Source organism: Pseudomonas protegens, from assembly GCF_003732485.1.
Lineage (GTDB): Bacteria > Pseudomonadota > Gammaproteobacteria > Pseudomonadales > Pseudomonadaceae > Aquipseudomonas > Aquipseudomonas protegens_B.
The window spans coordinates 431-24,029 of record NZ_MOAK01000082.1 but is presented as its reverse complement, the minus strand read 5'-3'; the positions used below and the strand labels follow the sequence as shown (position 1 = coordinate 24,029).

Annotated in this window: 20 protein-coding genes; 8 read left to right on the top strand and 12 right to left on the bottom strand. The window is 65.6% G+C overall.

Features of this window, described 5'->3' with window-relative positions; all coding sequences use genetic code 11:
- Both otnK and ltnD read right to left on the bottom strand, forming a co-directional pair.
- The coding region (gene otnK / locus BLX41_RS36245; protein WP_259745182.1) for a 3-oxo-tetronate kinase at positions 1-697 on the bottom strand (697 nt) is incomplete at its 3' end.
- Positions 698-707: 10 nt separating this feature from the next.
- Complete coding sequence (gene ltnD, locus BLX41_RS25865) at positions 708-1,613, bottom strand: L-threonate dehydrogenase (protein WP_123727184.1); 906 nt, start codon at positions 1,611-1,613, stop codon at positions 708-710.
- Between the two features lie 559 nt (positions 1,614-2,172).
- Here ltnD and BLX41_RS25860 point away from each other — a divergent pair.
- The 7 genes from BLX41_RS25860 (at position 2,173) to BLX41_RS25830 (ending at position 9,482) form a co-directional block, all read left to right on the top strand.
- Complete coding sequence (locus BLX41_RS25860) at positions 2,173-2,523, top strand: hypothetical protein (protein WP_123727183.1); 351 nt, start codon at positions 2,173-2,175, stop codon at positions 2,521-2,523.
- Positions 2,524-2,930: 407 nt separating this feature from the next.
- Positions 2,931-3,218, top strand: a complete 288-nt coding sequence (locus tag BLX41_RS25855; RefSeq protein WP_123727182.1) for a hypothetical protein — start codon at positions 2,931-2,933, stop codon at positions 3,216-3,218.
- A 285-nt stretch (positions 3,219-3,503) separates the two neighbouring features.
- A complete protein-coding gene (gene mgtA / locus BLX41_RS25850) occupies positions 3,504-6,215 on the top strand; it encodes a magnesium-translocating P-type ATPase (protein WP_123727181.1) in 2,712 nt (903 codons plus the stop codon).
- A gap of 125 nt (positions 6,216-6,340) precedes the next feature.
- The gene (locus BLX41_RS25845) at positions 6,341-6,541 is read left to right on the top strand and encodes a hypothetical protein (protein ID WP_123727180.1); all 201 of its coding nucleotides are present in this window, start codon (positions 6,341-6,343) and stop codon (positions 6,539-6,541) included.
- Between the two features lie 27 nt (positions 6,542-6,568).
- A complete protein-coding gene (locus BLX41_RS25840; protein ID WP_123727179.1) occupies positions 6,569-8,284 on the top strand; it encodes a Na/Pi cotransporter family protein in 1,716 nt (571 codons plus the stop codon).
- A complete protein-coding gene (locus BLX41_RS25835) occupies positions 8,272-8,622 on the top strand; it encodes a DUF2493 domain-containing protein (RefSeq protein ID WP_123727178.1) in 351 nt (116 codons plus the stop codon). The genes BLX41_RS25840 and BLX41_RS25835 overlap by 13 nt, the downstream gene beginning before the upstream one ends.
- Before the next feature lie 74 nt (positions 8,623-8,696).
- Positions 8,697-9,482, top strand: coding sequence for a hypothetical protein (locus BLX41_RS25830; RefSeq protein ID WP_123727177.1), 786 nt, complete (start codon positions 8,697-8,699; stop codon positions 9,480-9,482).
- 186 nt (positions 9,483-9,668) lie between these two features.
- Here the strand turns inward: BLX41_RS25830 and BLX41_RS25820 are convergent, their stop codons facing one another.
- The 5 genes from BLX41_RS25820 to BLX41_RS25800 form a co-directional block, all read right to left on the bottom strand.
- Entirely contained in the window at positions 9,669-10,373 is a 705-nt protein-coding gene (locus BLX41_RS25820; RefSeq protein ID WP_123727176.1) for an NAD(P)H-dependent oxidoreductase, read from the bottom strand.
- Positions 10,374-10,382: 9 nt separating this feature from the next.
- A complete protein-coding gene (locus BLX41_RS25815; protein WP_123727175.1) occupies positions 10,383-12,026 on the bottom strand; it encodes an ABC transporter ATP-binding protein in 1,644 nt (547 codons plus the stop codon).
- Positions 12,027-12,028: 2 nt separating this feature from the next.
- Positions 12,029-12,856 carry an ABC transporter permease gene (locus BLX41_RS25810; RefSeq protein ID WP_123727174.1) on the bottom strand — a complete coding sequence of 276 codons (828 nt, stop codon included), beginning with the start codon at positions 12,854-12,856 and terminating at the stop codon, positions 12,029-12,031.
- Positions 12,857-12,859: 3 nt separating this feature from the next.
- Complete coding sequence (locus BLX41_RS25805) at positions 12,860-13,819, bottom strand: ABC transporter permease (protein ID WP_123727173.1); 960 nt, start codon at positions 13,817-13,819, stop codon at positions 12,860-12,862.
- A gap of 64 nt (positions 13,820-13,883) precedes the next feature.
- Entirely contained in the window at positions 13,884-15,485 is a 1,602-nt protein-coding gene (locus BLX41_RS25800) for an ABC transporter substrate-binding protein (protein ID WP_123727172.1), read from the bottom strand.
- Between the two features lie 172 nt (positions 15,486-15,657).
- On the opposite strand from BLX41_RS25800, the gene BLX41_RS25795 reads away from it, so the two are divergent.
- The gene (locus BLX41_RS25795) at positions 15,658-16,098 is read left to right on the top strand and encodes an Rrf2 family transcriptional regulator (RefSeq protein WP_123727171.1); all 441 of its coding nucleotides are present in this window, start codon (positions 15,658-15,660) and stop codon (positions 16,096-16,098) included.
- A gap of 23 nt (positions 16,099-16,121) precedes the next feature.
- On the opposite strand, the gene BLX41_RS25790 is transcribed toward BLX41_RS25795, so the two are convergent.
- From BLX41_RS25790 to BLX41_RS25770, 5 genes are all read right to left on the bottom strand, one after another.
- Positions 16,122-17,297, bottom strand: coding sequence for a pyridoxal phosphate-dependent aminotransferase (locus BLX41_RS25790; RefSeq protein ID WP_123727170.1), 1,176 nt, complete (start codon positions 17,295-17,297; stop codon positions 16,122-16,124).
- 27 nt (positions 17,298-17,324) lie between these two features.
- Positions 17,325-18,932, bottom strand: coding sequence for a 5-guanidino-2-oxopentanoate decarboxylase (locus tag BLX41_RS25785; RefSeq protein WP_123727169.1), 1,608 nt, complete (start codon positions 18,930-18,932; stop codon positions 17,325-17,327).
- A 10-nt stretch (positions 18,933-18,942) separates the two neighbouring features.
- On the bottom strand, positions 18,943-21,042 hold the full coding sequence (locus BLX41_RS25780; RefSeq protein WP_123727168.1) for an acetate--CoA ligase family protein: 2,100 nt from the start codon (positions 21,040-21,042) through the stop codon (positions 18,943-18,945).
- A gap of 21 nt (positions 21,043-21,063) precedes the next feature.
- Positions 21,064-22,224: an acyl-CoA dehydrogenase family protein gene (locus BLX41_RS25775; protein WP_019093510.1), complete on the bottom strand. Its 1,161-nt coding sequence runs from the start codon at positions 22,222-22,224 to the stop codon at positions 21,064-21,066.
- Positions 22,225-22,442: 218 nt separating this feature from the next.
- A complete protein-coding gene (locus BLX41_RS25770) occupies positions 22,443-23,234 on the bottom strand; it encodes an enoyl-CoA hydratase/isomerase family protein (RefSeq protein ID WP_123727167.1) in 792 nt (263 codons plus the stop codon).
- Between the last annotated feature and the right edge of the window lie 365 nt (positions 23,235-23,599).

Below are 23,599 nucleotides of genomic sequence, written 5' to 3'. Positions count from 1 at the left end.
CCCCGGACCCGCCGGTCAACAGCGGCAGGTCGGCACAGGCCGCGCCGAGGGTGTAGAGGTCGGCGTCGGACAGCGCATCGGCAATCGCCATGGCGACGCCCTTGCCCCGCAGTTCAGCGATCTTCGCCCGCACCGCGTCCACGCCCTGGGCCACGCTGTCATAGCGCAGCAGGCCCACCGGCAGTGCGGTCTGCGCCTGCAGCACCCGCACCAGGTTGGCGTCGGTCATCGGCGTCAGCGGGTGATGCTGCATGCCCGACTCGTTGAGCAACTGGTCCTGGACAAACAGATGGCCGCGGAAAATCGTCCGGCCATTCTCGGGAAACGCCGGGCAGGCCAGGGTGAAATCGCCGCCCAGGGCCTTGAGCAGCGCTTCGCTGACCTGGCCGATATTGCCCGCCACCGTGGAGTCGAAGGTCGAGCAGTACTTGAAGAAAATCTGTTCGCAGCCCTGCTCCCGCAGCCACTGCAGCGCCGCCAGGGATTCGGCCACCGCCTCGCCCACCGGGGTGGTGCGGGATTTCAGCGCGATCACCACCGCATCGGCGTCCAGGCCGGCGGCCACTTCGGCGCTGGGAATGCCAATGCTCTGCACCGTGCGCATGCCGCCGCGCACCAGCATGTTGGCCAGGTCGGTGGCGCCGGTGAAATCGTCGGCGATGCAACCCAGTAGCGGGCGTGGATTGGAAGTCGTCATCACAGGCTCCTCAAACGGCATCGGGCTTGGCCACGGGCAGGTCGATGCCCGGGAAGATCTTGATCACCGCCGAGTCGTCCTCGCGGCCGAAACCGGCGCTGGAGGCCTGCATGAACATCTGGTGCGCGGTAGCGGACAGCGGCAGGGGGAATTTGCTGGCGCGGGCGGTATCCAGCACCAGACCCAGGTCCTTGACGAAGATGTCCACCGCGGACAGTGGTGTGTAGTCGGCCTTGAGGATGTGCGGCACGCGGTTCTCGAACATCCAGGAGTTGCCGGCGCTGTGGGTGATCACCTCGTACAGGGCGTCGGCATCCACCCCTTCGCGCAGGCCCAGGGCCATGGCTTCGGCAGAGGCGGCAATGTGCACCCCGGCCAGCAGCTGGTTGATGATCTTGACCTTGGAGCCCAGCCCGTGGGCGTCACCCAGGCGGTAGACCTTGCCGGCCATGCCGCCGAGGATGGCTTCGGCCTTGGCGTAGGCGGCCGCCGGGCCGGAGGTCATCATGGTCATCTCGCCGGCGGCGGCCTTGGCCGCGCCCCCGGAGATCGGTGCATCCAGATAGAGCAGGCCCAGGGCCTCCAGGCGTTGGCCCAGGTCCACGGCGTAGGTCGGGGCCACGGTGGCGCAGCCGATCACCAGGCTGCCGGGGCGCAGTGCCGCGACCGCCCCGCCCTCGCCGAACAGCACGCTCTCGGTCTGCTCGGCGTTGACCACCACGGTGATGATCACATCGCATTCGCCGGCCAGTTGCGCCGCCGAGGCGCAAGCCACGCCGCCTTCGGCGGCGAACTGCTCGGTGACTGCTGCACGGACGTCGCAGGCGTGCACCTTGAAACCGCTGCGCAACAGCGAACGGGCGATGCCCAGGCCCATGGCGCCAAGACCGATGACACCGACATTGTTGTTATTCATGGGGGACTCCAGAAATAGACCAGGACTGTGCCGCGCCGGACAGGCGCCGGGCAAGAACCGGGCAGGACAGGGAAATCCGGATTGCAGGTCCGGCAAATGCAACACAGGCAGCAGCAACAGGCGCAGCGCCAGACGGCGAGCCCGGAAGGTGCATGGCACCATGGGCAGGTGCCGAGAGAGGCAGGAGCGAATCGATCATCATGGCCATCCTGTTGCTGTTGTTATCAGGTTGAGCGTTGGCTGTGAACGATCATCCACCAATGAACGGATTATGTGAAGAGATTTTTCAATCTAACATTTTTTAACATCGCTACTTCCCACCTGCTGTGCCCGGCCTGCGTCCGCCACTGGTCGGAACATCGCGGTCCAGCCGCCCTCGCCTGCTACAACCTTCCACAGCCCTGATCTGGATCAGCATTGAGCGCTGGATCCTGATCGAGGCTCAGGATATGAAGATCGCTGACTGGCGGTAGCACCCTTCATCGCAACTCCGTTGACGCCCCCGCTGACGAGGGGCCCAATGGTCCGTCTCGTTATGCTTGGATAAGGATGATTCAACATGGCAAATATTGAAGTTCTATCGGGCGATTTCCTGCAGGGCGCCGGCGAGTACCGCCACGGCACCTTCAGGCTCAAGACGGTGCTCAACAGCGCCGGTGTCGAGATCAAGGCATCGGCCTTCAAGAGCCTGGAAATCGCGACTGAAAGTCCCATCGCCAACAAGGACGCGTTTGGCTATGGCATTGCCGGCGCCATGCTGTTGGGGCCGGTGGGCGCAATCGCCGGCTATTTGATGGCGGGCACGGAAAACGAAGTGACCTTCATCGGCACCTTTAACGATGGCCGGCAATTGATGGCCGCCACTGACAGCAATACTTACAAGGATATATCCCGGCACTTGCTGAACTGATAATCCGCGAAGTTATATTCAGTGCTCATGATGCCCCATCGGTCATGAGCACTTTTTCGTTATATTCCTTATATATTCCCTACTCCCCGGCAAGTGAACTCTTCCCTCAAGCTGAACCGCGCCTGAAACTTCATCACGGAACAGAGATTCAAGGCAATTTAACCTTGACTCGATGGGCTCTCCTGAGTAAATTGCGCGGGCCGGGAAATCCGGCCTTTTTTCAACTCACTAAAGAAGCCAATGGACACAGTATCTAGACGCTGTCTGGTCACTGCCGCTGCGCAGAGCCAGGCACTTAACCCTGAAAATGACGGGACTCGACTCCGCGGTCGGGTAAGCTGCGCTAGGGCTTGATGCTCCAACGTAACTTGCCTCCCCGGATCCAGTCCGGTCGCGAGGCACAAGTTATGCACTTCACATCCTCTGTAATGCCCGGTGTACGCGCCTTTGCCGCGACCATGCGGGTCAAGCTGTGCCGTGAGCCCAAGGCGCTCGCACGCTCGCCATTCTCCTCCTCACCCTCCGTCGCCACTGCCCTGCGGGCCAATTGGCGCGTCTGCCCGATGTCCGGCCAGCTGCAACAACGCTGGAGCCTGGATGACAGCCAGGACCCCCAGAGTCGGGGCGCAGCCCTGTGGCTGCAACAGGCCGGACTGATCTTCGGCCTGTACCTCGGGGCGCGCACCCAAGTCTGATTCAACGGTCATTTTCCGTTGTTTATCCACGAACTTCTTATTTGCAAGTTCGCCGGCACTCTATTGCCTTCTCGTTAATAAAACTTGCTGGAGAAAGTTATGGAAGAGGCCAGTAGTAGGTTCGCTGCCCATTCAACTTCATTGTTTGGGCAGCGAACGTTAAAACCTGAAAAACGCCAAGATCCGAATCGATCGCTAACCTGCGGTTCGACATACTTTCGCTCGTCTTTAATTAGTTGAGTTGTCGGTGTGTCGTGCCGTAGTCAGGCGGCAGGAGCACACGAAATGACTGTAAAAACCACAACTTCCCGCAACACCAGCGCCACCAGCGACAGCAACAAACTGTCGATGCGTGCCGCCCGCGAAGCCCAGAATGGCCTGGCCGTGACCCTGGCCAACGTCAACTCCAGCACCGCTGGCCTGACTGAACTGGACGCCGAAGGCCGCCTGCAACGGGATGGCCACAACGAAGTCGCCCACGACCGTCCGCCCCACGCCCTGGTGCAATTGCTGCAAGCCTTCAACAACCCCTTCATCTATGTGCTGATGACCCTGACCGGTATCAGTTTCTTCACCGACTTCTGGCTGCCGCTGCAAGCCGGCGAAGAAACTGATCTGACCGGCGTGATCATCGTCCTGGTGATGGTGCTGGCCAGCGGCCTGATGCGCTTCTGGCAGGAACACCGCTCGGCCAAGGCCGCCGAGGCCCTCAAGGCCATGGTCCGCACCACTGCCGCAGTGCTGCGCCGCGAGCAGATGGGCATGCAGGCCCGGGTTCGCGAAGTCCCGATGCGCGAACTGGTGGTGGGCGACATCATCCAGCTGTCCGCCGGCGACATGATCCCGGCCGATATCCGCTTGATCGAATCCCGTGACTTGTTCATCAGCCAGGCGGTGCTCACCGGCGAAGCCTTGCCGGTGGAGAAATACGACACCCTGGGGGCCGTGCAGGAAAAATCCGCCAAGGCCCTGGCCGCCGACCAGCAAGACCTGCTGGACCTGCCCAACATCTGCTTCATGGGCACCAACGTGGTCAGCGGCACCGCCACCGCCGTGGTGGTGGCCACCGGCGCACGCACCTACTTCGGCTCCCTGGCCCGCTCCATCGTCGGCTCGCGCACCCAGACCGCCTTCGACCGCGGGGTCAATAGCGTCAGCTGGCTGCTGATCCGTTTCATGCTGGTGATGGTGCCCATCGTCCTGCTGATCAACGGCTTCACCAAGGGTGACTGGGCCGAAGCCTTCATGTTCGCCCTGGCGGTGGCCGTCGGCCTGACCCCGGAAATGCTGCCGATGATCGTCAGCGCCAACCTGGCCAAGGGCGCTGCGGCCATGGCCAAGCGCAAGGTGGTGGTCAAGCGCCTCAACGCGATCCAGAACTTCGGCGCCATGGACGTGCTCTGCACCGACAAGACCGGCACCCTGACCCAGGACCGGATCATCCTCGAACACCACGTCGACATCAGCGGCAGCCGCTGTGATGCCGTGCTGCAACTGGCCTGGCTCAACAGCCACCACCAGAGCGGCATGAAGAACCTGATGGACCGCGCCGTGGTCAGCTTCGCCGAGGGCAACCCGCACTTCACCCCGCCCGCCGCCTGGCGCAAGGTGGATGAACTGCCGTTCGACTTCGTCCGTCGGCGCCTGTCGGTGATCCTCGCCGATGCCCGCGGCGACCACCTGCTGGTGTGCAAGGGCGCGGTGGAAGAGATGCTGGAAACCGCCACCCAGGTACGCCAGGACGGCATTGCCGTGAGCCTCGACGCCGAGCGCCGCGCCGCCTTGCTGCAACTGGCCGAAGACTACAACCGTGACGGCTTCCGCGTGCTGCTGCTGGGCACCCGTGACCTGCCCAAGGGTGAAACCCGCAACCAGTACAGCGCCAGCGATGAGCGCGAGCTGGTGATCGAAGGCTTCCTGACCTTCCTCGATCCGCCCAAGGAAACCGCCGGCCCGGCCATTGCCGCCCTGCGTGACAACGGCGTGACCGTCAAAGTGCTGACCGGCGACAACCCCATCGTCACCGCGAAGATCTGCCGCGAAGTGGGCCTGGAAGCGGGCGAACCGCTGCTGGGTCGCGACATCGAGCACATGGATGACCAGGTGCTCGGCCGCCTGGTGGAAGAGCGCACGGTGTTTGCCAAGCTCACTCCATTGCAGAAGTCCAGGGTGCTCAAGGCCCTGCAGGCCAACGGTCACACCGTGGGCTTTCTCGGCGACGGCATCAACGACGCCCCGGCCCTGCGCGATGCCGACGTCGGCATCTCGGTGGACAGCGGCACCGACATCGCCAAGGAATCGGCGGACATCATCCTCCTGGAAAAGAGCCTGATGGTGCTGGAAGAAGGGGTGATCAAGGGCCGCGAGACCTTCGGCAACATCATGAAGTACCTGAACATGACCGCCAGCTCCAACTTCGGCAACGTGTTCTCGGTGCTGGTGGCCAGTGCCTTCATTCCCTTCCTGCCGATGCTGGCGATCCACCTGCTGCTGCAGAACCTGATGTACGACTTCTCCCAGCTGGCGCTGCCATGGGACAAGATGGACAAGGAATACCTGGCCAAGCCACGCAAGTGGGACGCCAAGAACATCGGGCGCTTCATGCTGTGGATCGGGCCGACCTCGTCGATCTTCGACATCACCACCTTCGCCCTGATGTGGTACGTGTTCGCCGCCAACAGCGTGGAAATGGCCGCCCTGTTCCAGTCCGGCTGGTTCATCGAAGGCCTGCTGTCGCAGACCCTGGTGGTGCACATGCTGCGCACCCGCAAGATCCCGTTCATCCAGAGCACCGCCGCCTTGCCGGTGATGCTGGCCACAGGCCTGGTGATGGCGCTGGGGATCTACGTGCCCTTCTCGCCCCTGGGCAGCATGGTCGGCCTGGTGCCGCTGCCGTGGGAATACTTCCCTTGGCTGGTGGGCACCCTGCTCGCCTACTGCGTGGTCGCCCAGACCATGAAGACCCTGTACATCCGCCGCTTCAAGCAGTGGTTCTAAGGGCCTGACCCCTGGCGCATGCGGTGCGGACCGGATGCGCCAGACACTCAAGATTCACGATGCCACCGTCGGCGCGGCCAGCGCCTCGCCGACGGCGACGCTGTTCGCCTGCAAGGAGCCTCGCCATGGTCCTCAACGCCTTTTCGTCGTTGCAACGCGCCCTGCGCGCACTGCTGGTGATCGGCCTCAGCGCCTGCGCCCACCTGCTCACCCGCGTGAGCATCCGGCTGTATGTCCGGGGCCTGCTGAGCGCCGTTGAAATTCGTTTTCTGCTGGGTTTCAGCGCCGCCATTACCCGCGCCTCCCTGCGGCTGGCGATTGCCTGAACCTGTCACAGTCCCGGGAGAATACTCATGTCGGGCACCACTCTTCTGATCAACCTGGCCGGCGCCATCGCGCTGCTGCTCTGGGGCTCGCAAATGATCTGCGGATCACTGCTGCGAGGCTTCGGCAGCCCGCTGCGGCACTGGCTCGGGCAACACCTGAACAACCGCTGGCTGGCGCTGCTGTGCGGCGTCGGCATCACCGGCGTGCTGCAAAGCAGCACCGCGGTGAGCCTGATGGCCAGCTCCTTTACCGCCGCCGGCACCCTGGGTCTGGCCCCTGCCCTGGCGGTGATGCTGGGGGCCAATATCGGCTCGACCCTGGTGGTCCAGTTGCTCAGCCTCGACCTGTCGCTGGTGACCCCGGTGGTGCTGCTGGCGGGTTTCCTGAGCTTCCGCCTGCGGGACGACTCGCGCTTTGAAAGCATCGGCTGCGCACTGATCGGCCTGGGCCTGATGCTCCTGGCCCTGGGCATGCTCGGCGCCACCCTGGGCGCGGTGGAAAGCACCCCGGTGTTCCAGCTGGTGATGACCAGCCTCGACGGCGACCTGCTGCTGGCGCTGCTGGTGGCCATGCTGCTGACCTGGATGTGCCACTCCAGCGTCGCGGTGGTGCTGCTGATCGCCTCCCTGGCCGGCACCGGCCTGCTGTCCCCTGCCACCAGCATGGCCCTGGTGCTGGGGGTCAACCTCGGCGGCACCCTGCCGTCCCTGCTCGGCGCCAGCGGCAACGTGGCCCGGCGCCTGCCCCTGGGCAACCTGCTGGTGCGCCTGGTGGGCGTGGTCCTGGTGCTGCCCTGGATCACCACCCTGGCCCACCTGGACGCGGTGCAGGCCCTGCCACCGGAGTTGCTGGTGGTCTATCTGCACAGCGCCTTCAGCCTGATCCTGGGCCTGCTGTTCATAGGCTTCACCCAGCCCCTGGGCAAGCTGCTGACCCGGCTGTTGCCGGCCCCCGCTCCGGTCACCGACCCGGGCATGCCGCTGTACCTGGACGAAGCCGGCCTGGAAGTGGCCAATATCGGCCTGTCCAACGCCGCCCGGGAAGCCCTGCGCATGGCCGACATGCTCTCGGGCATGCTCGACCGGGTGCTGCAGCTGTTTCGCACCTCAAGCCTGGTCCATGCCGAGCAGGTGCGACACATCGATCAGTCCCTGGACCTGCTCAGCGCAGCCATCCGCGCCTACCTGGCGGACATCGGCAAGGAAGGCATCAGCGACCAGGACGCCGACCGTTCCCAGGAGATCCTGCTGCTGGTGATCAACCTGGAACACGCCGGCGACATCCTCTGCACCAGCCTGGCGCAACTGGCGGTGCGCCGCCTGCGCCGCGGCGAGGCCTTTTCCGCTTTCGAGCTGGGCACCCTGTACCCGCTGCACCAGGAGTTGCTGGACAGCCTGAGCCTGGCCATCACCGTGTTCCTGCGTGAGGACCTGCCCACCGCCCACCAACTGCTGGCGCGCAAGGAAAATGTGCGGCGCCTGGAAGCCGCCGCCGGCCGCGAGCACTTTCGCAAACTGCGGGAAGACCAGAGCGCCTGGGCCGAATCCGGCGACATCTTCCAGCGCCTGCTGCGCGATTATCGCCGGGTCCACCATCACATCGCCGCCCTGGCCTACCCGGCCCTGGAGCGGGCCGGTGAGCGCGACATCGAGCACGGCTACCTCAGCGAGCCGCTGGCCGACGCGCCGAGCGCCGAGCATCCCGTGGCCGGGCCCAAGGAGGACGCTCCATGCGCGTCCTGATCTGTGCCGGCCGCTACTACGCCGACAGCCGCCTGTGCCGCCGGGTCCTGGAAGCCTTCCAGCGTCTGCATGAAGTGCGGGTGGTGATCCACGGCGGCAGCCAGTTCCTCGGTGCCCACATCGAGGACTGGGCCCGGGAAACCGGGGCCAACATCGTCCGCTACCCGCCCAACTGGCAACTGCACGGCAAACACGCCGAGCGCCTGCGCAACAGCTTCATGCTGGCCGACAGCCGCCCGGACATTGTCCTCGCCCTGCCCGGCGGGGAAGACACCGAAGAGCTGCTGGCCCAGGCCCGGGTCCGCGGCATCCAGACCCTTTCGCTCGACGACCAGTAAACACCCCAAGCAGCACCCACCCGCGCCGGCTCCCCAACGCAACGGACCGGCGCTCCAACAGAACGAGATCCGCCATGTCCAAGCGCAGCCCACATCGCTCCTCGCGTTCCGCCTCCTGGGGCCACACCCTGCCTGCCGCGAAAAGCCGCATGCTCAAACGCAACCTGCTGTTCCTCGCCCTCACTGCCGGTGCCACCGCCACCCTGGCCCTGTGCTCCAAGGCCCAGGCCGCCGGCGGCGCCTACGTGGTGGATGACGGCGCCATCAACGCCCCCGGGGAATGCAATGTCGATGTCTGGTACCAGAGCACCCGGCACCAAGGCTCCAGCCACAACAGCGTGATTGCCCCGGCCTGCACCTTCAGCCAACTGCCCTGGGTACAACTGGGGGCCGCGGTGCAGCGCCAGCATGCCGACGATCACGGCGAAACCCAGCTCAGCCCGCAGATCAAGGTCCAGCTGCTGAACCGCGAAGACCTGGGCCTGCAACTGGCCTTGGCCGGCTCCGCCCACTGGGCCCTGAACCGCAACCACAGCTTCGACGGCGGCGACCTCGCCCTGCCCCTGACCTTCAGCCCTGCTGCCAGCCTGCGCCTGAACCTGAATGCCGGCTGGGCCCATGCCTATGACGACGGCGACCAGAGCCACCGCTGGACCTGGGGCACCGGTGTGGAATACGACCTGGCCCAGAGCCTGACCCTGATTGCCGAGCGCTACGGCCAGCGCGGCGGCGAACAGGGCTGGCAGGCCGGCCCGCGCCTGCACCTGGGCCAGCACCTGGACCTGGACCTGATCGTTGGCCAGCAACTGACCGAAAACCGCGACCGCTGGCTGACCACCGGCGCGACCCTGAGATTCTGAGCCCCCGACCTTTTCCAATCCCCCATCCCCACCCTCCTACACGGGAATACGGTGAAACTGGCCACTGTAGGAGCTGGCTTGCCAGCGAAGACGTCGGCCCAGGCGATGCATGACTTGCGGGCCTCTTCGCCGGCAAGCCGGCTCCTACAAGGGGATTGGCGGTAGGTGAGGCACCGGTGGGTCCGCTCAGACTGGGAGGGGGTGCAGGGCTTCGTCGAATTGCTCCAGACGGGGGAAAACCAGCGGTTGCTCGTCTGCAAGCTGCTCCAGGCGCTGCCGGTAGCTGTGCAGGAATTCTTCTCGGGCCTCCTGGCTGATGTAAGGCACGTGCCAGGCCACGAACGGCTCCAGTACGTCACAGCCGACATAGGCCAAAGTGCCCCGCAGCAGCGGGCGCAGCATGTCCTCCAGAGGTCCATGGATCGCGCCCTCGCCAAACATGTGCTGGCGCCCGCCCAGGGTCAGGGTCACCAGGGCTTTCTTGCCCGCCAGCCCACCCTGGTCATAGAAACGCTTGCCGCCATAACACACCCCCGACACCAGCACCCGGTCGATCCAGCCCTTGAGCATGGCCGGCACCGAGAACCAGAACACCGGAAAGTTGAGGATCAAGAGGTCGGCCCACAGCAGCTTGTCCAGCTCGCCCTGGATGTCCGCGGCAATGCTGGCGTTCTTCACCCCTAGGCGTTGCTCCAGGGCGTACACCAGGTAATCCGGATTATCCCGGGAGGCAAAGTCCGCGGCGCTGGCCACCGGGTTCCAGTGCATGGCGTACAGGTCGCTGACCTGCACCTGGTGCCCCTGGGCCTCCAGGGTGCTGCGGGCCTGGTCGCGCAAGGCGGCGGTGAAGGATTGCGGTTCCGGGTGGGCGTGGACGATCAACACGTTCATGAAGCTTCCTCAGACAGGTTGCAAGGGGGTAGGTAAGGCCCGACGGGCCAGCAATCGGTCGAGCCAGTCGGGGTCCATCTGCGGCTCGCAGGAAAACAGCAGGCCGGTGTAGTCCTCGTGCGGCGGGGTGAAGATCCGGTCGCGGCTGCCCTGATCCACCACCCGGCCGCGCTGCATCACCAGCACTTGATCGGCGATGGCGCGCACGGTGGCCACATCGTGGGTAATGAACAGGTAGGCAACCCCCAGTTGTCGCTGGAGGCGGTCCAGCAACTTGAGTACGCCTTCGGCCACCAATTGATCGAGGGCCGAGGTCACTTCATCGCAGATGATCACCTGCGGCTCGGCCGCCAGGGCCCTGGCAATGCACAGGCGCTGTTTCTGGCCGCCGGACAGTTCACCGGGGCGGCGTTCCATGAAGGTCGCCGGATCCAGCTCGATCATCTCCAGCAGCTCCCCGACCCGGGCCCGCAGTGCGGCCCCCTTGAGTCCCAGGTAGAAGCTCAGGGGGCGGCCCAGGATGTCGACGATGCGCTGGCGCGGATTGAGTGCGGTGTCGGGGATCTGGTAGATCATCTGGATCCGCCGCAGTTGCTCCTTGCTGCGCCGGCGATAATCCGCCGGCAAGGGCTGGCCGTCATACAGCAACTGCCCGGCAACCGGTGGCAGCAGCCCGCTGATCACCCGGGCGGTGGTGCTCTTGCCGCTGCCGGACTCGCCGATCACCGCCAGGGTCTGCCCCCGGTACAGGCTCAATGAAACATCGTCCAGGACCGTTTGCCGGCCATAGGCGGCACAGGCATTGCGCAGTTCCAGCACCGGCCGCTCCTGGACGGGTGCAGCCTTGGCCTCGGTGCAAAAGCTGCGCACCGCCCACAGCGACCGGGTGTAGTCCTGCTGCGGTTCGCTGAGCATGCGCCGGGTCTGCGCCTCTTCCACCCGTCGGCCATGACGCAGGACCATGATCCGGTCGGCCATCTGTGCCACCACCGCCAGGTCGTGGCTGATGTACAGCGCCGCGCTGCGATAGGTCTTGAGCGCCTCACGGATGGCCGTCAGCACCTCGATCTGGGTGGTCACGTCCAGGGCCGTGGTCGGCTCGTCGAAGATGATCAGGTCCGGGTGGCAGGCCATGGCCATGGCAGTCATCACCCGCTGCAACTGGCCACCGGAAACCTGGTGCGGGTAACGCTGGCCGATCCGCTCCGGGTCCGGCAGGCGCAGCACCCGATACAGCTCCACGGCCTGCGCTTGAGCCAGGGCCCGGCTGATGCCGCCATTGATCACCGCACTTTCCACATGCTGGTCAATCAACCGATGGGCCGGGTTGAAGGAGGCCGCCGCGCTTTGCGCGACGTAGGCAATGCGCAGGCCCCGCAGCCGGCGCAGGGTCTCGGGACTGGCCTGAAGCAGCTCAACGCCATCGAAACGTACCGAGCCACCGCTAAAACGGCAGCCATCGCGCACGTAGCCCATGGCCGCCAGTCCCAGGGTCGACTTGCCGGCCCCCGACTCGCCGATCAGTCCAAGGACCTCGCCACGCTGCAGGCTCAGATCAATGCCCTTGATCAGCGGATGCCAGGCGTCCTGGTAATACCCATCGATGCGCAGATCGCGAATGTCCAGCAACGGGGTGGTCTGGGTCTCGGACATGTTCAGCACTCCTTGAGGCCGCTGGAGCGATGCAGCATCCAGTCGACGACGAAATTCACGCTGATCGTGATCAGCGCCACCGCCAGCGCCGGCAGCAACGGGCTGAGGTCGCCGAAGGTGATCAGCACCGCGTTGTCGCGCACCATGGAGCCCCAGTCGGCAGTGGGCGGCTGGATGCCCAGGCCGAGGAACGACAAGGCACTGATGAACAGAAAGACGAAACAGAAGCGCAGGCCGAACTCGGCAATCAGCGGTGCCGCGGCATTGGGCAGGATCTCCCGGGTCGCCAGCCACCACAGCCCTTCGCCTCGCAGACGCGCGGCCTCGACGAAGTCCAGGACCACGATGTTCATCGCCACCGCCCGCGCCAGGCGGAACACCCGGGTGGCATCCAGCAGCGCGATCACCAGCACCAGGGAGGTGGCACTGGTGCCCACCACGCTGAGGATCAGCAAGGCGAAGATCAGTTGTGGAATGGCCATCAGGATATCCACCAGGCGCGACAGCCCCTGGTCGACCCAACCGCCACGCAGCGCCGCAACCAGCCCGCCAAGCCCACCCAGCACAAACGCCAGGACGGTGGTCAGGAAGGCAATGCCCAGGGTGTTGCGGGCGCCATAGACCAGGCGGCTGAACAGGTCGCGCCCCAGGTTGTCGGTGCCCAGCAGGAACTGCCTGCTCCAGGGCGCGAAGCCCTCGCCCACCACTTGGGTTTCGCCATAGGGCGCCAGCAGCGGCGCACATACCGCGACGACGATGTACAGCAGGATGACCAGCAGGCCGAACCGGGCGCTCAGCGGCGCCCGCAGCAAGGTTTTCAACAGGTTCATGGACTACCCCTTGGGATGCATCAGGCGCGGGTTGCTGGCGATCGACAGCACATCGGCGCTGGTATTGAGCAGGATGTAGGTCGCGGCGAAGATCAGGCTGCACGCCTGAACCACCGGTATGTCGCGCTTGGCCACGGAGTCCACCAGCAACTGGCCGAGCCCCGGGTAGACGAACACCACCTCGACCACCACCACCCCCACCACCAGGTAGGCCAGGTTCAACGCCACCACGTTGACGATCGGTGCCATGGCGTTGGGCAAGGCATGGCGCAGGATGATCCGCGACGCACTCATGCCCTTGAGCCGGGCCATCTCGATATAGGGGCTGGCCAGCAGATTGATCAGCGCGGCGCGGGTCATGCGCATCATCTGCGCAATCACCACCAGGCTCAGGGTTGCCACCGGCAGTATCGAGCGCTCCAGCAGCAGGCCCAGGGAAGCGTCCGGCGGCAGGCTGGACAGGCTCGGCAGCCAGCCGAGCTTGACCGAGAACACCAGGATCAGGAGGTAGGCGACGAAGAACTCCGGAAACGACACCGCGCTCAAGGCCAGGGTATTGAGCAGCCGGTCGAACCGGCCGTTGCGATACAGCGCCGCCAGCACGCCCAGCCCCAGCGCCAGGGGCACCGAGACCAGCGCGGCCAGGGCGGCCAGGCTGAAGGTGTTGCCCAGGCGCGTTGCCACCAGGTCGGCGATGGGCCGCTGGTTGGCCAGGGAGCGACCGAGATCGCCGTGCAGCACATTCCACAGCCAGTGGCCGAAGCGCGCCAGTGGAGCCTGATCCAGGCCCAGCTGGGCCCGAAAGGCCGCCACGGTTTGCGGGGTCGCTGCCTGCCCCAGCATGGCCTGGGCAATGTCCCCGGGCAGCAGGCTGACCGCCAGGAAGATGATCAGCGACACCGCGAACAACGAAAACAGGCCCAGGGCCAGCCGCTGCAGCAGCAGATTGCGAAGACTCTTCACCGTCTTTTTCCTCGAATGCAGACAAGGCACATGACAACAACCGAAAGCAGAACCACGGTTCGCCTCAGGCCTGCCACCAACGCTCGATCAGGCGCAGGCCGTCGAGTTCGCCATAGGGCGCCGTGGCGCCGCCGTGCATCACCCGGTTCGAACGCGCGGCCACCGAACTGGCGAACAGCGGCACGATGGCGCCGCCGTCGTCGCGGCACAGGCCCTGCATTTCGTTGTACATCTCGCGCCGCAACGGTTCGTTCATTTCCCCCCGGGCGGCGTTGAGCAACTGGTTGAAACGCGGATTGTCCCAGTGGGTTTCGTTCCACGCCGCGCCCTTGGCGTAACCGATGCTGAACATACGGTCGGCCGTCAGGCTGCTGTACCAGAAGGAGGTGCTGAAGGGCTGCTTCATCCAGACATTGGAGAAGAAGCCGTCGGCGGGCTCGCGCACCACCTCGATGTCGATTCCGGCCTGACGCGCCTGTTCCTTGAACAGCACCGAAGCATCGACCGCACCGCTGTAGGCCGCGTCAGACGCCTGCAGCCGCACCTTGAGCGACTCGACCCCGGCCTGGCGCAGGTGAAAACGCGCCTGATCCGGGTCATAGCCGCGCTGCTCCAGCGCCGGGTTGATGAAGCGGCTACCGGGCTGGATCGGATGATCGTTGCCCACCAGGCCGTAGCCATGCAGCACCGAAGCCAGCAGCGCCTCGCGGTCGATGGCGTATTTCATCGCCAGGCGGATGTGGTTGTTCTGAAATTGCGGGCTGTCGCAGAGCATGGGAAAGGTGTAGTGCTGGGCGCCCCGGGTTTCCTCGATCACCAGGTTCGGGTTGCGCTTGAGCAGGGCCACGGTCTTCAGGTCGACCTTGTTGATCACATCCACCTGCCCGGTGACCAGCGCATTGACCCGGGCAGCGCCATCGGCAATCGCCAGCAACTCGGCCGAGGCGAAATGCGCCCGTCCGGTTTTCCAGTAATCCAGGTTGCGCTCCAGCAGCATGCGCACCCCGGGTTCGAAGGACACCAGGCGATAGCCGCCGGTACCCACGCCGGAACGCCAGTCGGCGACACCCTCCCTGGACGGCATGATCACCAGGTGGTAGTCGGCCACCACATAGGCGAAGTCGGCATTGCCCGCACGCAGTTCGAACACCACCCTGTCCGCCCCCTCGGCGCGGACCTGAGCCACATCGCCCAGCACGGTCTTGGCCGCCGAAGTGGACTGCTCGCCCAGGTGATGCCGGATCGAGGCCACCACGTCCTCGGGCGCCAGCGACTTGCCATTGTGGAAGGTCACACCGGGCCGCAGGGTGAACGTCCAGATCCGCGCATCCGGGCTCGACTCCCAGTGCTGCGCCAGTTCAGGGATTGCCGTGCCGTCCACGGCGATCTCGCTCAGGGTGTTGTACACCGCCGAGAAGCCGACAAAGGTGAAGGTATCGCTCCAGGAACCGGGGTCCAGGGAATCGGTGGTGCTGCCCCCCGCCAGGCCCAGGCGCAGCACGCCACCAGGCTTGGGCACGGGTTCGGCGGCCAGGGCGCCCAGCGGCAGGCCCAGGCTCAGGGCCCCTGCCACCGTGGCTGCGGTAGCGCTGTACTTGAGAAAATCCCGGCGGGGAAGGAAAACATCATGGATCGCTTGAGGAGTCTTGTTGTTGTTATCGCTCATGGCATTGCCCCTGATGACAGCAGAGAAAATGTTTCGACTTACGTGTTCCGTCCTGATTTGCAATTGTTACCGTAACAAATACATTAAACCCCGTACAACGGAAAATTACCGACCCTGACCAAGGACGTGCCGGGCTGTCATACTCCACCTCCCAAAGGGACTTACAGACACCATGAGCCAGTCGACCCGCCTGATCACCGCTTCCTACATCCTCTCCTTCGTCGCCGCCAATGCGCCGCAGAAGCTGCGCAGCGACACCATCGCCAAGTGGGTGAAGATCCACCCGACCCGGGTGCGCAACCTGGTATCGCTGATGGTCAAGGCCGATATCCTCACGTCCTGGCGCGGGCCCAGGGGCGGCCTGACGCTGGCCCGCCCGGCAGCCCAGATCACCCTGCGCGATGTGTATGACGCGGTACAGGAAAGCTCGCTGATCGCCGAGAAGATCGACAACCCGTTCTCGGGCATGGAGGAACACTGCAAGGTGTTCGAAGTCTTCACCCGCCTGTTCAGCCTGCTGGAAAGCAACATGCGCCTGGACCTGGCCAGCATCACCGCCGACCAGTTGTTCGTGGCCTTCGACCCGCCCCTGGAGAACACCGCGCAGCCATAGCGCGCACAACGGCGCTGCAACCGCTACGCCAGCAGGTCACTGGCACAGCGAGCAATGCGCCGACAGGCCTCGCGCAACTCCTCCGGTTCCAGCACCAGCCCCAGGCGGATATGCCCGGCGGCGCTGGGGCCGAAGGCTTCGCCGGCCAGCACCGAGACGCCCTGCTCGTCCAGCAGGCGCTCGCTGAAGGCCTGGGCGCTGAGCCCGGTGGCGCGGATATCGACCATGACGAACATGCCGCCATCGGGTTTCAACGGCCGGGCACCGGGGCAATCGGCCAGGCAGTCGCACACCAGATCCCGGCGCTGGCGATAGGCCTGGGCCATCTCTTGCAGTTGCGGCAAGGGCTGTTCCAGGGCCACCACGGCGGCGTCCTGGATGAATTCCGGTGAGCCGTAGAGCATGCACAGGGCTAGATTTTCCAGGTGCGCGGCCAGGGCCGTCGGCGCCACCACCCAGCCCAGGCGCCAGCCGGTCATGGCATGGGACTTGGACAGGCTGTTGAGGGTCGCGGTGCGCTCGGCCATGCCCGGCAGGCTGGCCGGGCTGACATGCTCGCCCTCGTACAGCAGCTCGCTGTAGACCTCGTCGCAGATCAGCCACAGGTCATGTTCGATGCACAGCGCCGCCAGGGCTTCCCAGGTGGACCGGGGGATACTGGCGCCCGTGGGGTTGTGCGGGCTGTTGAGCACCAGGGCCCGGGTCTTGCCGGTGATGCGCGCGGCCACCGCCTCGGGCTGTACCCGAAAGCCGTCCTCGGCCCGCACCGGCAGCGGCACCACCTGGGCATTGCAGGCGCCGAACACTGCTTCATAGGTGACGTACATCGGCTCGGCCACTATCACTTCGTCACCCGGGTCCAGCAGGCACTGGGCCACGCTGTACAGGGCGCACTGGGCACCGGCCAGCACCACCACCTGCTCGGCATCCACCACTTGCCCGCTGCGCTGCTGATGGCGGCGGGCGATGGCCTCGCGCAAGGCGCGCTTGCCGCGCACATCGGCGTAATGGGTGTGGCCGGCCTGCAGGCTGTCGATGGCCGCCTGGACGATGGGTTGCGGGGTGTCGAAATCCGGGTCGCCCACCGACAGCAACCAGACCTCTTCGCCGCGTTCGCGCTTGGCCAGGGCCCGGTAATGAATGTCCCAGGCGGCGGCGCCGTCTCCGGCAATACGTTGGGTCAGTTGAGAAAAGCGCATGCTCAGGCTCCAGGCAAAAAGGGATGGTCAACGCGCGCAGGCGTGCTTGAGTTCGATCAGGGTCACGCCATTGCGGGCAAAGCCGCTGCGCAGCTCCTGCTGCAACTCATCGAGGCTGGCGGGCTGGCTGACGCTGCAACCAAAGGCCCGGGCCAGGGCGGCAAAATCCGGGTTGCGCGGCAGCACGCCAATGGGCTCGATGTTCAGATCCAGCATGTCGTCGCGGATCTGCCCCAGGGCGTCGTTGTTCCACAGCAGCACCACCAGCGGGCTGCGCAGCTCCTCCACCGCCGTGGCCAGTTCCTGCACCGTGTAGAGAAAACCACCATCGCCCACCAGCACCAGCCCGGGACGCTCGGGGGCACCGAGCTTGGCGCCGATGCCGGCCGGCAAGCCGTAGCCCAGGGTGCCGTAGCCGGTGGGGTGCAGCCAACTGCGGGTGGCCCGGGTCGGGTACAGGTAGTTGCCGCTGTAGGCCAGCTGGGTCATGTCGCTGGCGATAAAGCCGTGCTCCGGCAACTCCGCGGCAATGCGCTGCAGGATCGAGCGGTGAATCTGCTGCAAGGGCCCCTGCCCGTTCTGCACCGCCTGGCGCAGATCGGCCACCGCGTGAATCGCCGCCGTGGCAGGCGTGACCTGTTGCTCCAAGGCCAGCAACAGTGCGTCCAGGGTGGCGCGGGCATCGCCGTGCAAGGCCACCGAACACGGGTAGAAGTCATTGAACTTGCGCGGGTCGATGTCCAGGCGCAGCAGCTCGCCGTTCAGCGGCAGGCGCTCGCACCAATAGTCGGTGTCGGCCATCTCGGTGCCTACCGCCAGCACCACGTCGGCCTGACTGATCAACTGCCAGCCGGGCTCGACACACAAGGTCGCCCCGGCGTTCAGTGGCGCCTCGTCCGGCAGCAGGCCCTTGCCGGCAACGCTGCTGAAGAACACCGCGCCCAACCGGGTGCTCAGGGCCCGCAGTTGCTCGGCCGCGTGCAGCGCGCCGCCACCGGCAATGATCATCGGCCGCTTGGCACTGCGCAGTGTGTCCGCCGCCTGCCGGATATCTGCCGCCGCAGCCGGGCCGCGAGCGGGGCGTCGCCGCACTTCACCGGTCCAGTCCCGGGCGACCTTGGCTGCCAGCACATCCAGGGGCACGCTGATGTGCACCGGGCGCGGGCGCTCGCTGTCGAACACGGCAAAGGCCCGGGCGATCAGCTCCGGCAGATCTTCCGGGCTCAGGGCCAGGGCCGAAAAGGCGGTGATAGGTGCGGTAATCGCCCGCTGGTCCTGGGTTTCGTGCAGCGAGCCGCAACCCTTGCCCAGGCTGGCGCTGTGGTTGACGCTGGAAATCACCAGCAGCGGGATCGAGTCGGCGTAGGCCTGGCCAATCGGCGTGGCAACGTTGGTCACCCCCGGGCCGCTGATGACGAAACACACCCCGGGCTTGCCGCTGACCCGGGCGTAACCGTCGGCCATGAAGCCCGCGCCCTGCTCATGCCGGGTCAGCACATGGCGGATGCCGCTGCCGGGCAGGCCGCGATACAACTCCAGGGTGTGCACCCCGGGAATGCCGAACACCGTGTCGACGCCGTAGCCGGCCAGCAGGCGCACCAGGGCCTGGCCACCGGTCAAGGTCTGATCGTGCATGTCTCTCTCCTCAAGCCTGGCCAAGGCGAATCAACGCATCGACCGCGACGGTGCCCTGGGCACCGACCAACAATGGGTTCACATCCAGTTCCAGCAGTTGCCCGGCGTGCTCGCAAGCGTAGTCCGCCACCGCGCCGATGGCCGCCACCAGGGCTTCAAGATCAGCCGTCGGGCGCCCGCGAAAGCCTTGCAGCAAGGCGGCGCTGCGCAGGCTCAGCAAGGCCTGGCGGATCGCCCCTTCGGTGGTGGGCAGCAGCAGGCTGCGACTGTCCTTGAGCAGTTCCACCAGCACCCCGCCGGCGCCGATCACCAGGGCCAGGCCGAAGTCGCTCTCGCGCTTGATGCCGACAATCAGTTCCGCCAGGGGCGGCGCCGCCATGGGTTCCAGCAACACCCGATCAAAGGCCACGCCGGGCGCATGCTCGGCGATCCGCGTGCGCATCAGGCGCAGGGCCGCGCTCAGGGCTTCAGGGTCCTTGAGATTGAGGGCCACCGCCCCGGCCTCGGTCTTGTGCGGCAACTGCGCGCTGACCGCCTTGAGCACCAGCGGATAACCGACAGCGGCCGCCGCGCTCAGGGCCTGCTCGGGGGTGCTCAACACACCGTCCGGGATGCTCAGGCCGAAGCCGCGCAAAGCCTGCTTGGACTGCCACTCGTCCAGCAGCACATGGCTGCCGTCCAAGGCTGCCGGACACAATGGCACCAGGGCCGATTCACCCAGGGCCAGCAGTGCCGGACGTCGCTGTTGATAGGCGACGATCCGGCCCCAGGCCGCCAGGCCATCCTCCACCCCTTGCAAGGCGGGAATGCCGTGGCCGTGCAAACGCTCGCGGGCACTGGCCGGCAACAGCTCGGGAAAGGCCGAAGTGACAAAACCGCGCTTGCCGTGGCGTTGCAGCGCCGCGCAGAACAGCTCCAGCAGCAGGTCGCATTCCTTGCGTTCGCCGGTGAATTCGGCCGGGTAATCCAGCACCAGCATGGCGCTGTCGGCCTCGGTCCGCAGCGCCGTGTCGAGCATGGCTTGTAGGGCCTGGGCATCGCCCCAGATCGCGGTGGTGAAATCCAGCGGGTTGACCAGATTGGCGTAGCCCGGCAGCACCTGGGCCAGCTCGGCGCATTGCCCGGCATCCAGCTTGGGCAGCTGCAGGCCGTTGCGCTCGGCGTAGTCGGCGATCAGCCCGGCGTCGCCCCCGGAACAGGCCAGGGCCATCAGTTGCGGACCGGCCGGCAACTGCCCGCAAGAGGCGGCCTTCAGGGTTTCTACAAAACTCACCGGGCCGCTGACCCGGATCACCCCCAGGCGCTGGAACAACGCGTCGTACAAGGCATCGGAACCCGACAGCGAACTGGTGTGACTCAAGGCCAGTTCGGCGCCGATCTGCGACACCCCGGTCTTCAGGGCAATGATCGGAATGCCCTTCTCCAGGGCTTTATGCGCCGCCCGGGCAAAACCCGGCACGTTCTTCAGGCCTTCCAGGTGCAGGCCGATGGCCGTGACCCGTGGTTCGTCCAGCAGCACGTCCATCAGCTCGGCAATGCCCAGCTGCGCCTGATTGCCCACCGACGCCATGTAGGCCACCGGCAGCGAGCGATCGCTCATGGACAGGTTGTAGGCAAAGTTGCCGCTCTGGGTCAGCACCGCCACACCGCGTTCCACGGGTTGACCACCATGGGCCACCGGCCACAGCGCGGCGCTGTGCAGGTAGTCCAGCAGGCCGTAGCAGTTGGGGCCCAGCAGCGCCATGTCGCCTGCGGCCTGCAGTAATTGCTGTTGCAGGGCCTGGCCCTCGGCGCCGGTTTCGGCAAAGCCCGAGGCGTAACAGATCGCCCCACCCGCGCCCTTGGCCGCCAGCGCCGCGACGCAGGTCAGGGTCAGCTCGCGATTGGTGGCGACGAACACCGCATCCGGGCCGCAGGGCAGCTGTTCGATGCTGGCCACACAAGGCACACCATCGAGCTCGGCATGCTGCGGGTTGACCAGCCACATGGGCCCGGTAAAACCGCCTTCGGCGCAGCGCTTGAGGGCCCGGGCCATGCTGCGCCCACCGACGAAGGCCAGGTGCCGCGGGGCCAGCAGGCGCTTGAGATTGTCACGTAGAGTCTGGGACATGACGGCAATTCTCCAGGGCGCTCAGCGCATCAGCGGCCGCAGCAGTTCACGGGAAATGATGTGGCGCTGGATCTCCGAGGTGCCTTCCCAGATGCGCTCGATCCGCGCATTGCGCCAGATGCGTTCCACCGGGCCTTCGTCCATCAGGCCCATGCCGCCGTAGATCTGCACCGCCTCGTCGGCCACCCGGCCCAGCACTTCACTGGCAAATAGCTTGGCCATGCCGGCCTCGCCGTCGGTCATGCTGCCCTGGTCCATCTTCCAGGCGGTGTGCAGGGTCAACAGCTCGGCGGCGCGGATCTGCGTGGCCATGTCCGCCAGCTTGAACGACACCCCCTGGTAGCTGCCGATGGCCTGGCCGAACTGCTTGCGGTCCGCGGCCCATTGCAAGGAGGCATCCAGGGCGCGCTGGGCCTGCCCGACGCAGTTGGCGGCGACCATCACCCGCCCGGCGGTGAGCCAGGCGTTGGCCACTTCCCAACCCTTGCCCACCTCCCCCAGCACCTTGGAAGCCGGTACCCGGCAGTCATCGAAGAACATCTCGAAGGTGTGGTAGCCGCGGTTGCTCACGCACTTGGGGCCACGGCGGATGGTCAGGCCCGGGGTGTCGCGGTCCACCAGGAACGAAGTCACCGCGTTGCGCTGGCGGCCGTTGTGCTCATAGGTGCCGGTGACCGCAAAGACAATGGCGAAATCCGCATGCCCGGCGTGGCTGATGAAGTGCTTGCTGCCGTTGAGCACGAAGTCGCCGCCGTCGCGCACGGCGCGGGTCTTGATCGCATTGGCGTCGGAACCGGCACCGGGTTCGGTCAGGGCGAAGCAGTCGACCTTGCGCCCTTGCACACAGGGCAGCAGGTAGTCGCCGATCTGCGAGCCGGTGCAGGCCATGAGGATTTTCGAAGGCCGGGCAACGAACACATGCAGGGCCCAGGAACACTTGGCCAGCTCACGCTCGATCAGCGCCTGGGACAGGTAGTCCAGGCCACCGCCGCCCACTTCTTCCGGCATGTTGAAGGCATAGAAGCCAGCGGCAATGGCTTTGCTGCGGATTTCCCCGGCGAGGTCGGCGCTGACCTCATCGGCGCGGTCCACCGCGTCCTCGTGGGGCAGCAACTCCTTGCTGACAAAACTGCGAACCGCGTCCACCAACATGTCTTGTTCTTGGCTGAGTTGGAAATTCATGGCGCTACCTGTGAGTGAGTGACGGTGCAAAAAAACCAGTGATCTGGCAGGACGACCTGCCGAAAAACACCTTCCCGTAGGAGCCAGCTTGCTGGCGAAGAGGCCCTTGAATAAGGCGCTGTTCTTGCGGGCGCCTTCGCCGGCAAGCCGGCTCCTACAAAATGGGCGCATGGCCCAAAGGCCCTTTCGCCGGCAAACCGAGCGCCGCCCGGCCGCTCCTACAACCCTTGGAAACGTGGCGGGCGTTTTTCGCTGACGGCGCGCAGGGCTTCGGCACCGTCGGCGCTGCGCCCGCACAGCAGGCCGGCGGCCAGTTCGGCGGCCAGTTGCTGCGCCAGGCTGCGGTCGGCGCCCTGGCGGATCAGCTTCTTGGTCTGGGCAAAGGCGAAGGTCGGGCCCGTGGCCAGGCGCGCCGCCAGCTCGCTGACGCTGCCGATCAGTTGCTCGTCGGCGCACACCTCGCCGACCAAACCGGCGGCCAGGGCGCGTTCGGCGCTCCACAACTCATCGAGAAACAGCAGGCGCTTGGCCTGTTCGCTGCCGATCAAGCGCGGCAGGTGCCAGCTGGCCCCAGCGTCCGGCGAGTAGGCCATGCTGGTGTAGCCGGCCTTGAAGCGCGCCGACTGCCCGGCCACCCGCAGGTCGCAGCACAGCGCCAGGTCCATGCCACCGCCCACCGCCGTGCCGTTGATGGCGGCGATGGTGGGTTTGTCCAGGCTGTGCAGACGGGTCATCAGGGCGTGGGCGGTTTCGGTCCAGCCGTAGCTTTCCAGGGCGCCGCGGGCTTCGGCTTCGGCCCATTCCGCCAGGTCGGCACCGGCGCAGAAGCTGCGGCCGCTGCCGGTGAGTACCACGGCTCGGACGCTGGGGTCGCTGTTGCAGGTTTCCAGCAGGCTGTGCAGCGCTTTGAGGCTGGGGATGTCCAGGGCGTTGCGTTGCTCCGGGCGGTTGAGGGTGATCCAGGCTACGCCGGCTTCGAGCCGGTTGAGCAGCGACGATGAAGGGGTCATGGGCGTCCTCGAATTATTGTGGTTGGCGTGAGGGGGTGGCTTGAGGGTGATACTAAACGAGTGTTCAACAAGGCGGCAATTGGTCGAGCTGGGGGGGCTTTTGGGTCGATTTATTGAGATATCCCTTTGTTTTTATTAGGTAAACATCTGGGTTCTGGGGGGTTGGTGTGTGGGGGTTGTTACAACTTCGAACAAGCCTCGACAAAAGGGGGATTGGGGGAGGTTTTTGTGGTGTGGGCGCTTGCGCCCGCTCGGGTGGGCAGTGGTCGTAGATTCTGAGTGTGTGTACATATCCGTTGCTGCGGGTGTGGCGGCTTATGGTTTCGCTCTTACAGCGAGTCACTTTGGAAAGCCGGAATGCCGGA

Excerpts from the sequence above, each read along its gene's own strand:
- ltnD (WP_123727184.1), bottom strand. The coding sequence starts at position 1,613 with ATGAATAACAACAATGTCGGTGTCATCGGTCTTGGCGCCATGGGCCTG.
- BLX41_RS25860 (WP_123727183.1), top strand. The coding sequence starts at position 2,173 with ATGGCAAATATTGAAGTTCTATCGGGCGATTTCCTGCAGGGCGCCGGC.
- BLX41_RS25855 (WP_123727182.1), top strand. The coding sequence starts at position 2,931 with ATGCACTTCACATCCTCTGTAATGCCCGGTGTACGCGCCTTTGCCGCG.
- mgtA (WP_123727181.1), top strand. The coding sequence starts at position 3,504 with ATGACTGTAAAAACCACAACTTCCCGCAACACCAGCGCCACCAGCGAC.
- BLX41_RS25845 (WP_123727180.1), top strand. The coding sequence starts at position 6,341 with ATGGTCCTCAACGCCTTTTCGTCGTTGCAACGCGCCCTGCGCGCACTG.
- BLX41_RS25840 (WP_123727179.1), top strand. The coding sequence starts at position 6,569 with ATGTCGGGCACCACTCTTCTGATCAACCTGGCCGGCGCCATCGCGCTG.
- BLX41_RS25835 (WP_123727178.1), top strand. The coding sequence starts at position 8,272 with ATGCGCGTCCTGATCTGTGCCGGCCGCTACTACGCCGACAGCCGCCTG.
- BLX41_RS25830 (WP_123727177.1), top strand. The coding sequence starts at position 8,697 with ATGTCCAAGCGCAGCCCACATCGCTCCTCGCGTTCCGCCTCCTGGGGC.
- BLX41_RS25820 (WP_123727176.1), bottom strand. The coding sequence starts at position 10,373 with ATGAACGTGTTGATCGTCCACGCCCACCCGGAACCGCAATCCTTCACC.
- BLX41_RS25815 (WP_123727175.1), bottom strand. The coding sequence starts at position 12,026 with ATGTCCGAGACCCAGACCACCCCGTTGCTGGACATTCGCGATCTGCGC.
- BLX41_RS25810 (WP_123727174.1), bottom strand. The coding sequence starts at position 12,856 with ATGAACCTGTTGAAAACCTTGCTGCGGGCGCCGCTGAGCGCCCGGTTC.
- BLX41_RS25800 (WP_123727172.1), bottom strand. The coding sequence starts at position 15,485 with ATGAGCGATAACAACAACAAGACTCCTCAAGCGATCCATGATGTTTTC.
- BLX41_RS25795 (WP_123727171.1), top strand. The coding sequence starts at position 15,658 with ATGAGCCAGTCGACCCGCCTGATCACCGCTTCCTACATCCTCTCCTTC.
- BLX41_RS25790 (WP_123727170.1), bottom strand. The coding sequence starts at position 17,297 with ATGCGCTTTTCTCAACTGACCCAACGTATTGCCGGAGACGGCGCCGCC.
- BLX41_RS25785 (WP_123727169.1), bottom strand. The coding sequence starts at position 18,932 with ATGCACGATCAGACCTTGACCGGTGGCCAGGCCCTGGTGCGCCTGCTG.
- BLX41_RS25780 (WP_123727168.1), bottom strand. The coding sequence starts at position 21,042 with ATGTCCCAGACTCTACGTGACAATCTCAAGCGCCTGCTGGCCCCGCGG.
- BLX41_RS25775 (WP_019093510.1), bottom strand. The coding sequence starts at position 22,224 with ATGAATTTCCAACTCAGCCAAGAACAAGACATGTTGGTGGACGCGGTT.
- BLX41_RS25770 (WP_123727167.1), bottom strand. The coding sequence starts at position 23,234 with ATGACCCCTTCATCGTCGCTGCTCAACCGGCTCGAAGCCGGCGTAGCC.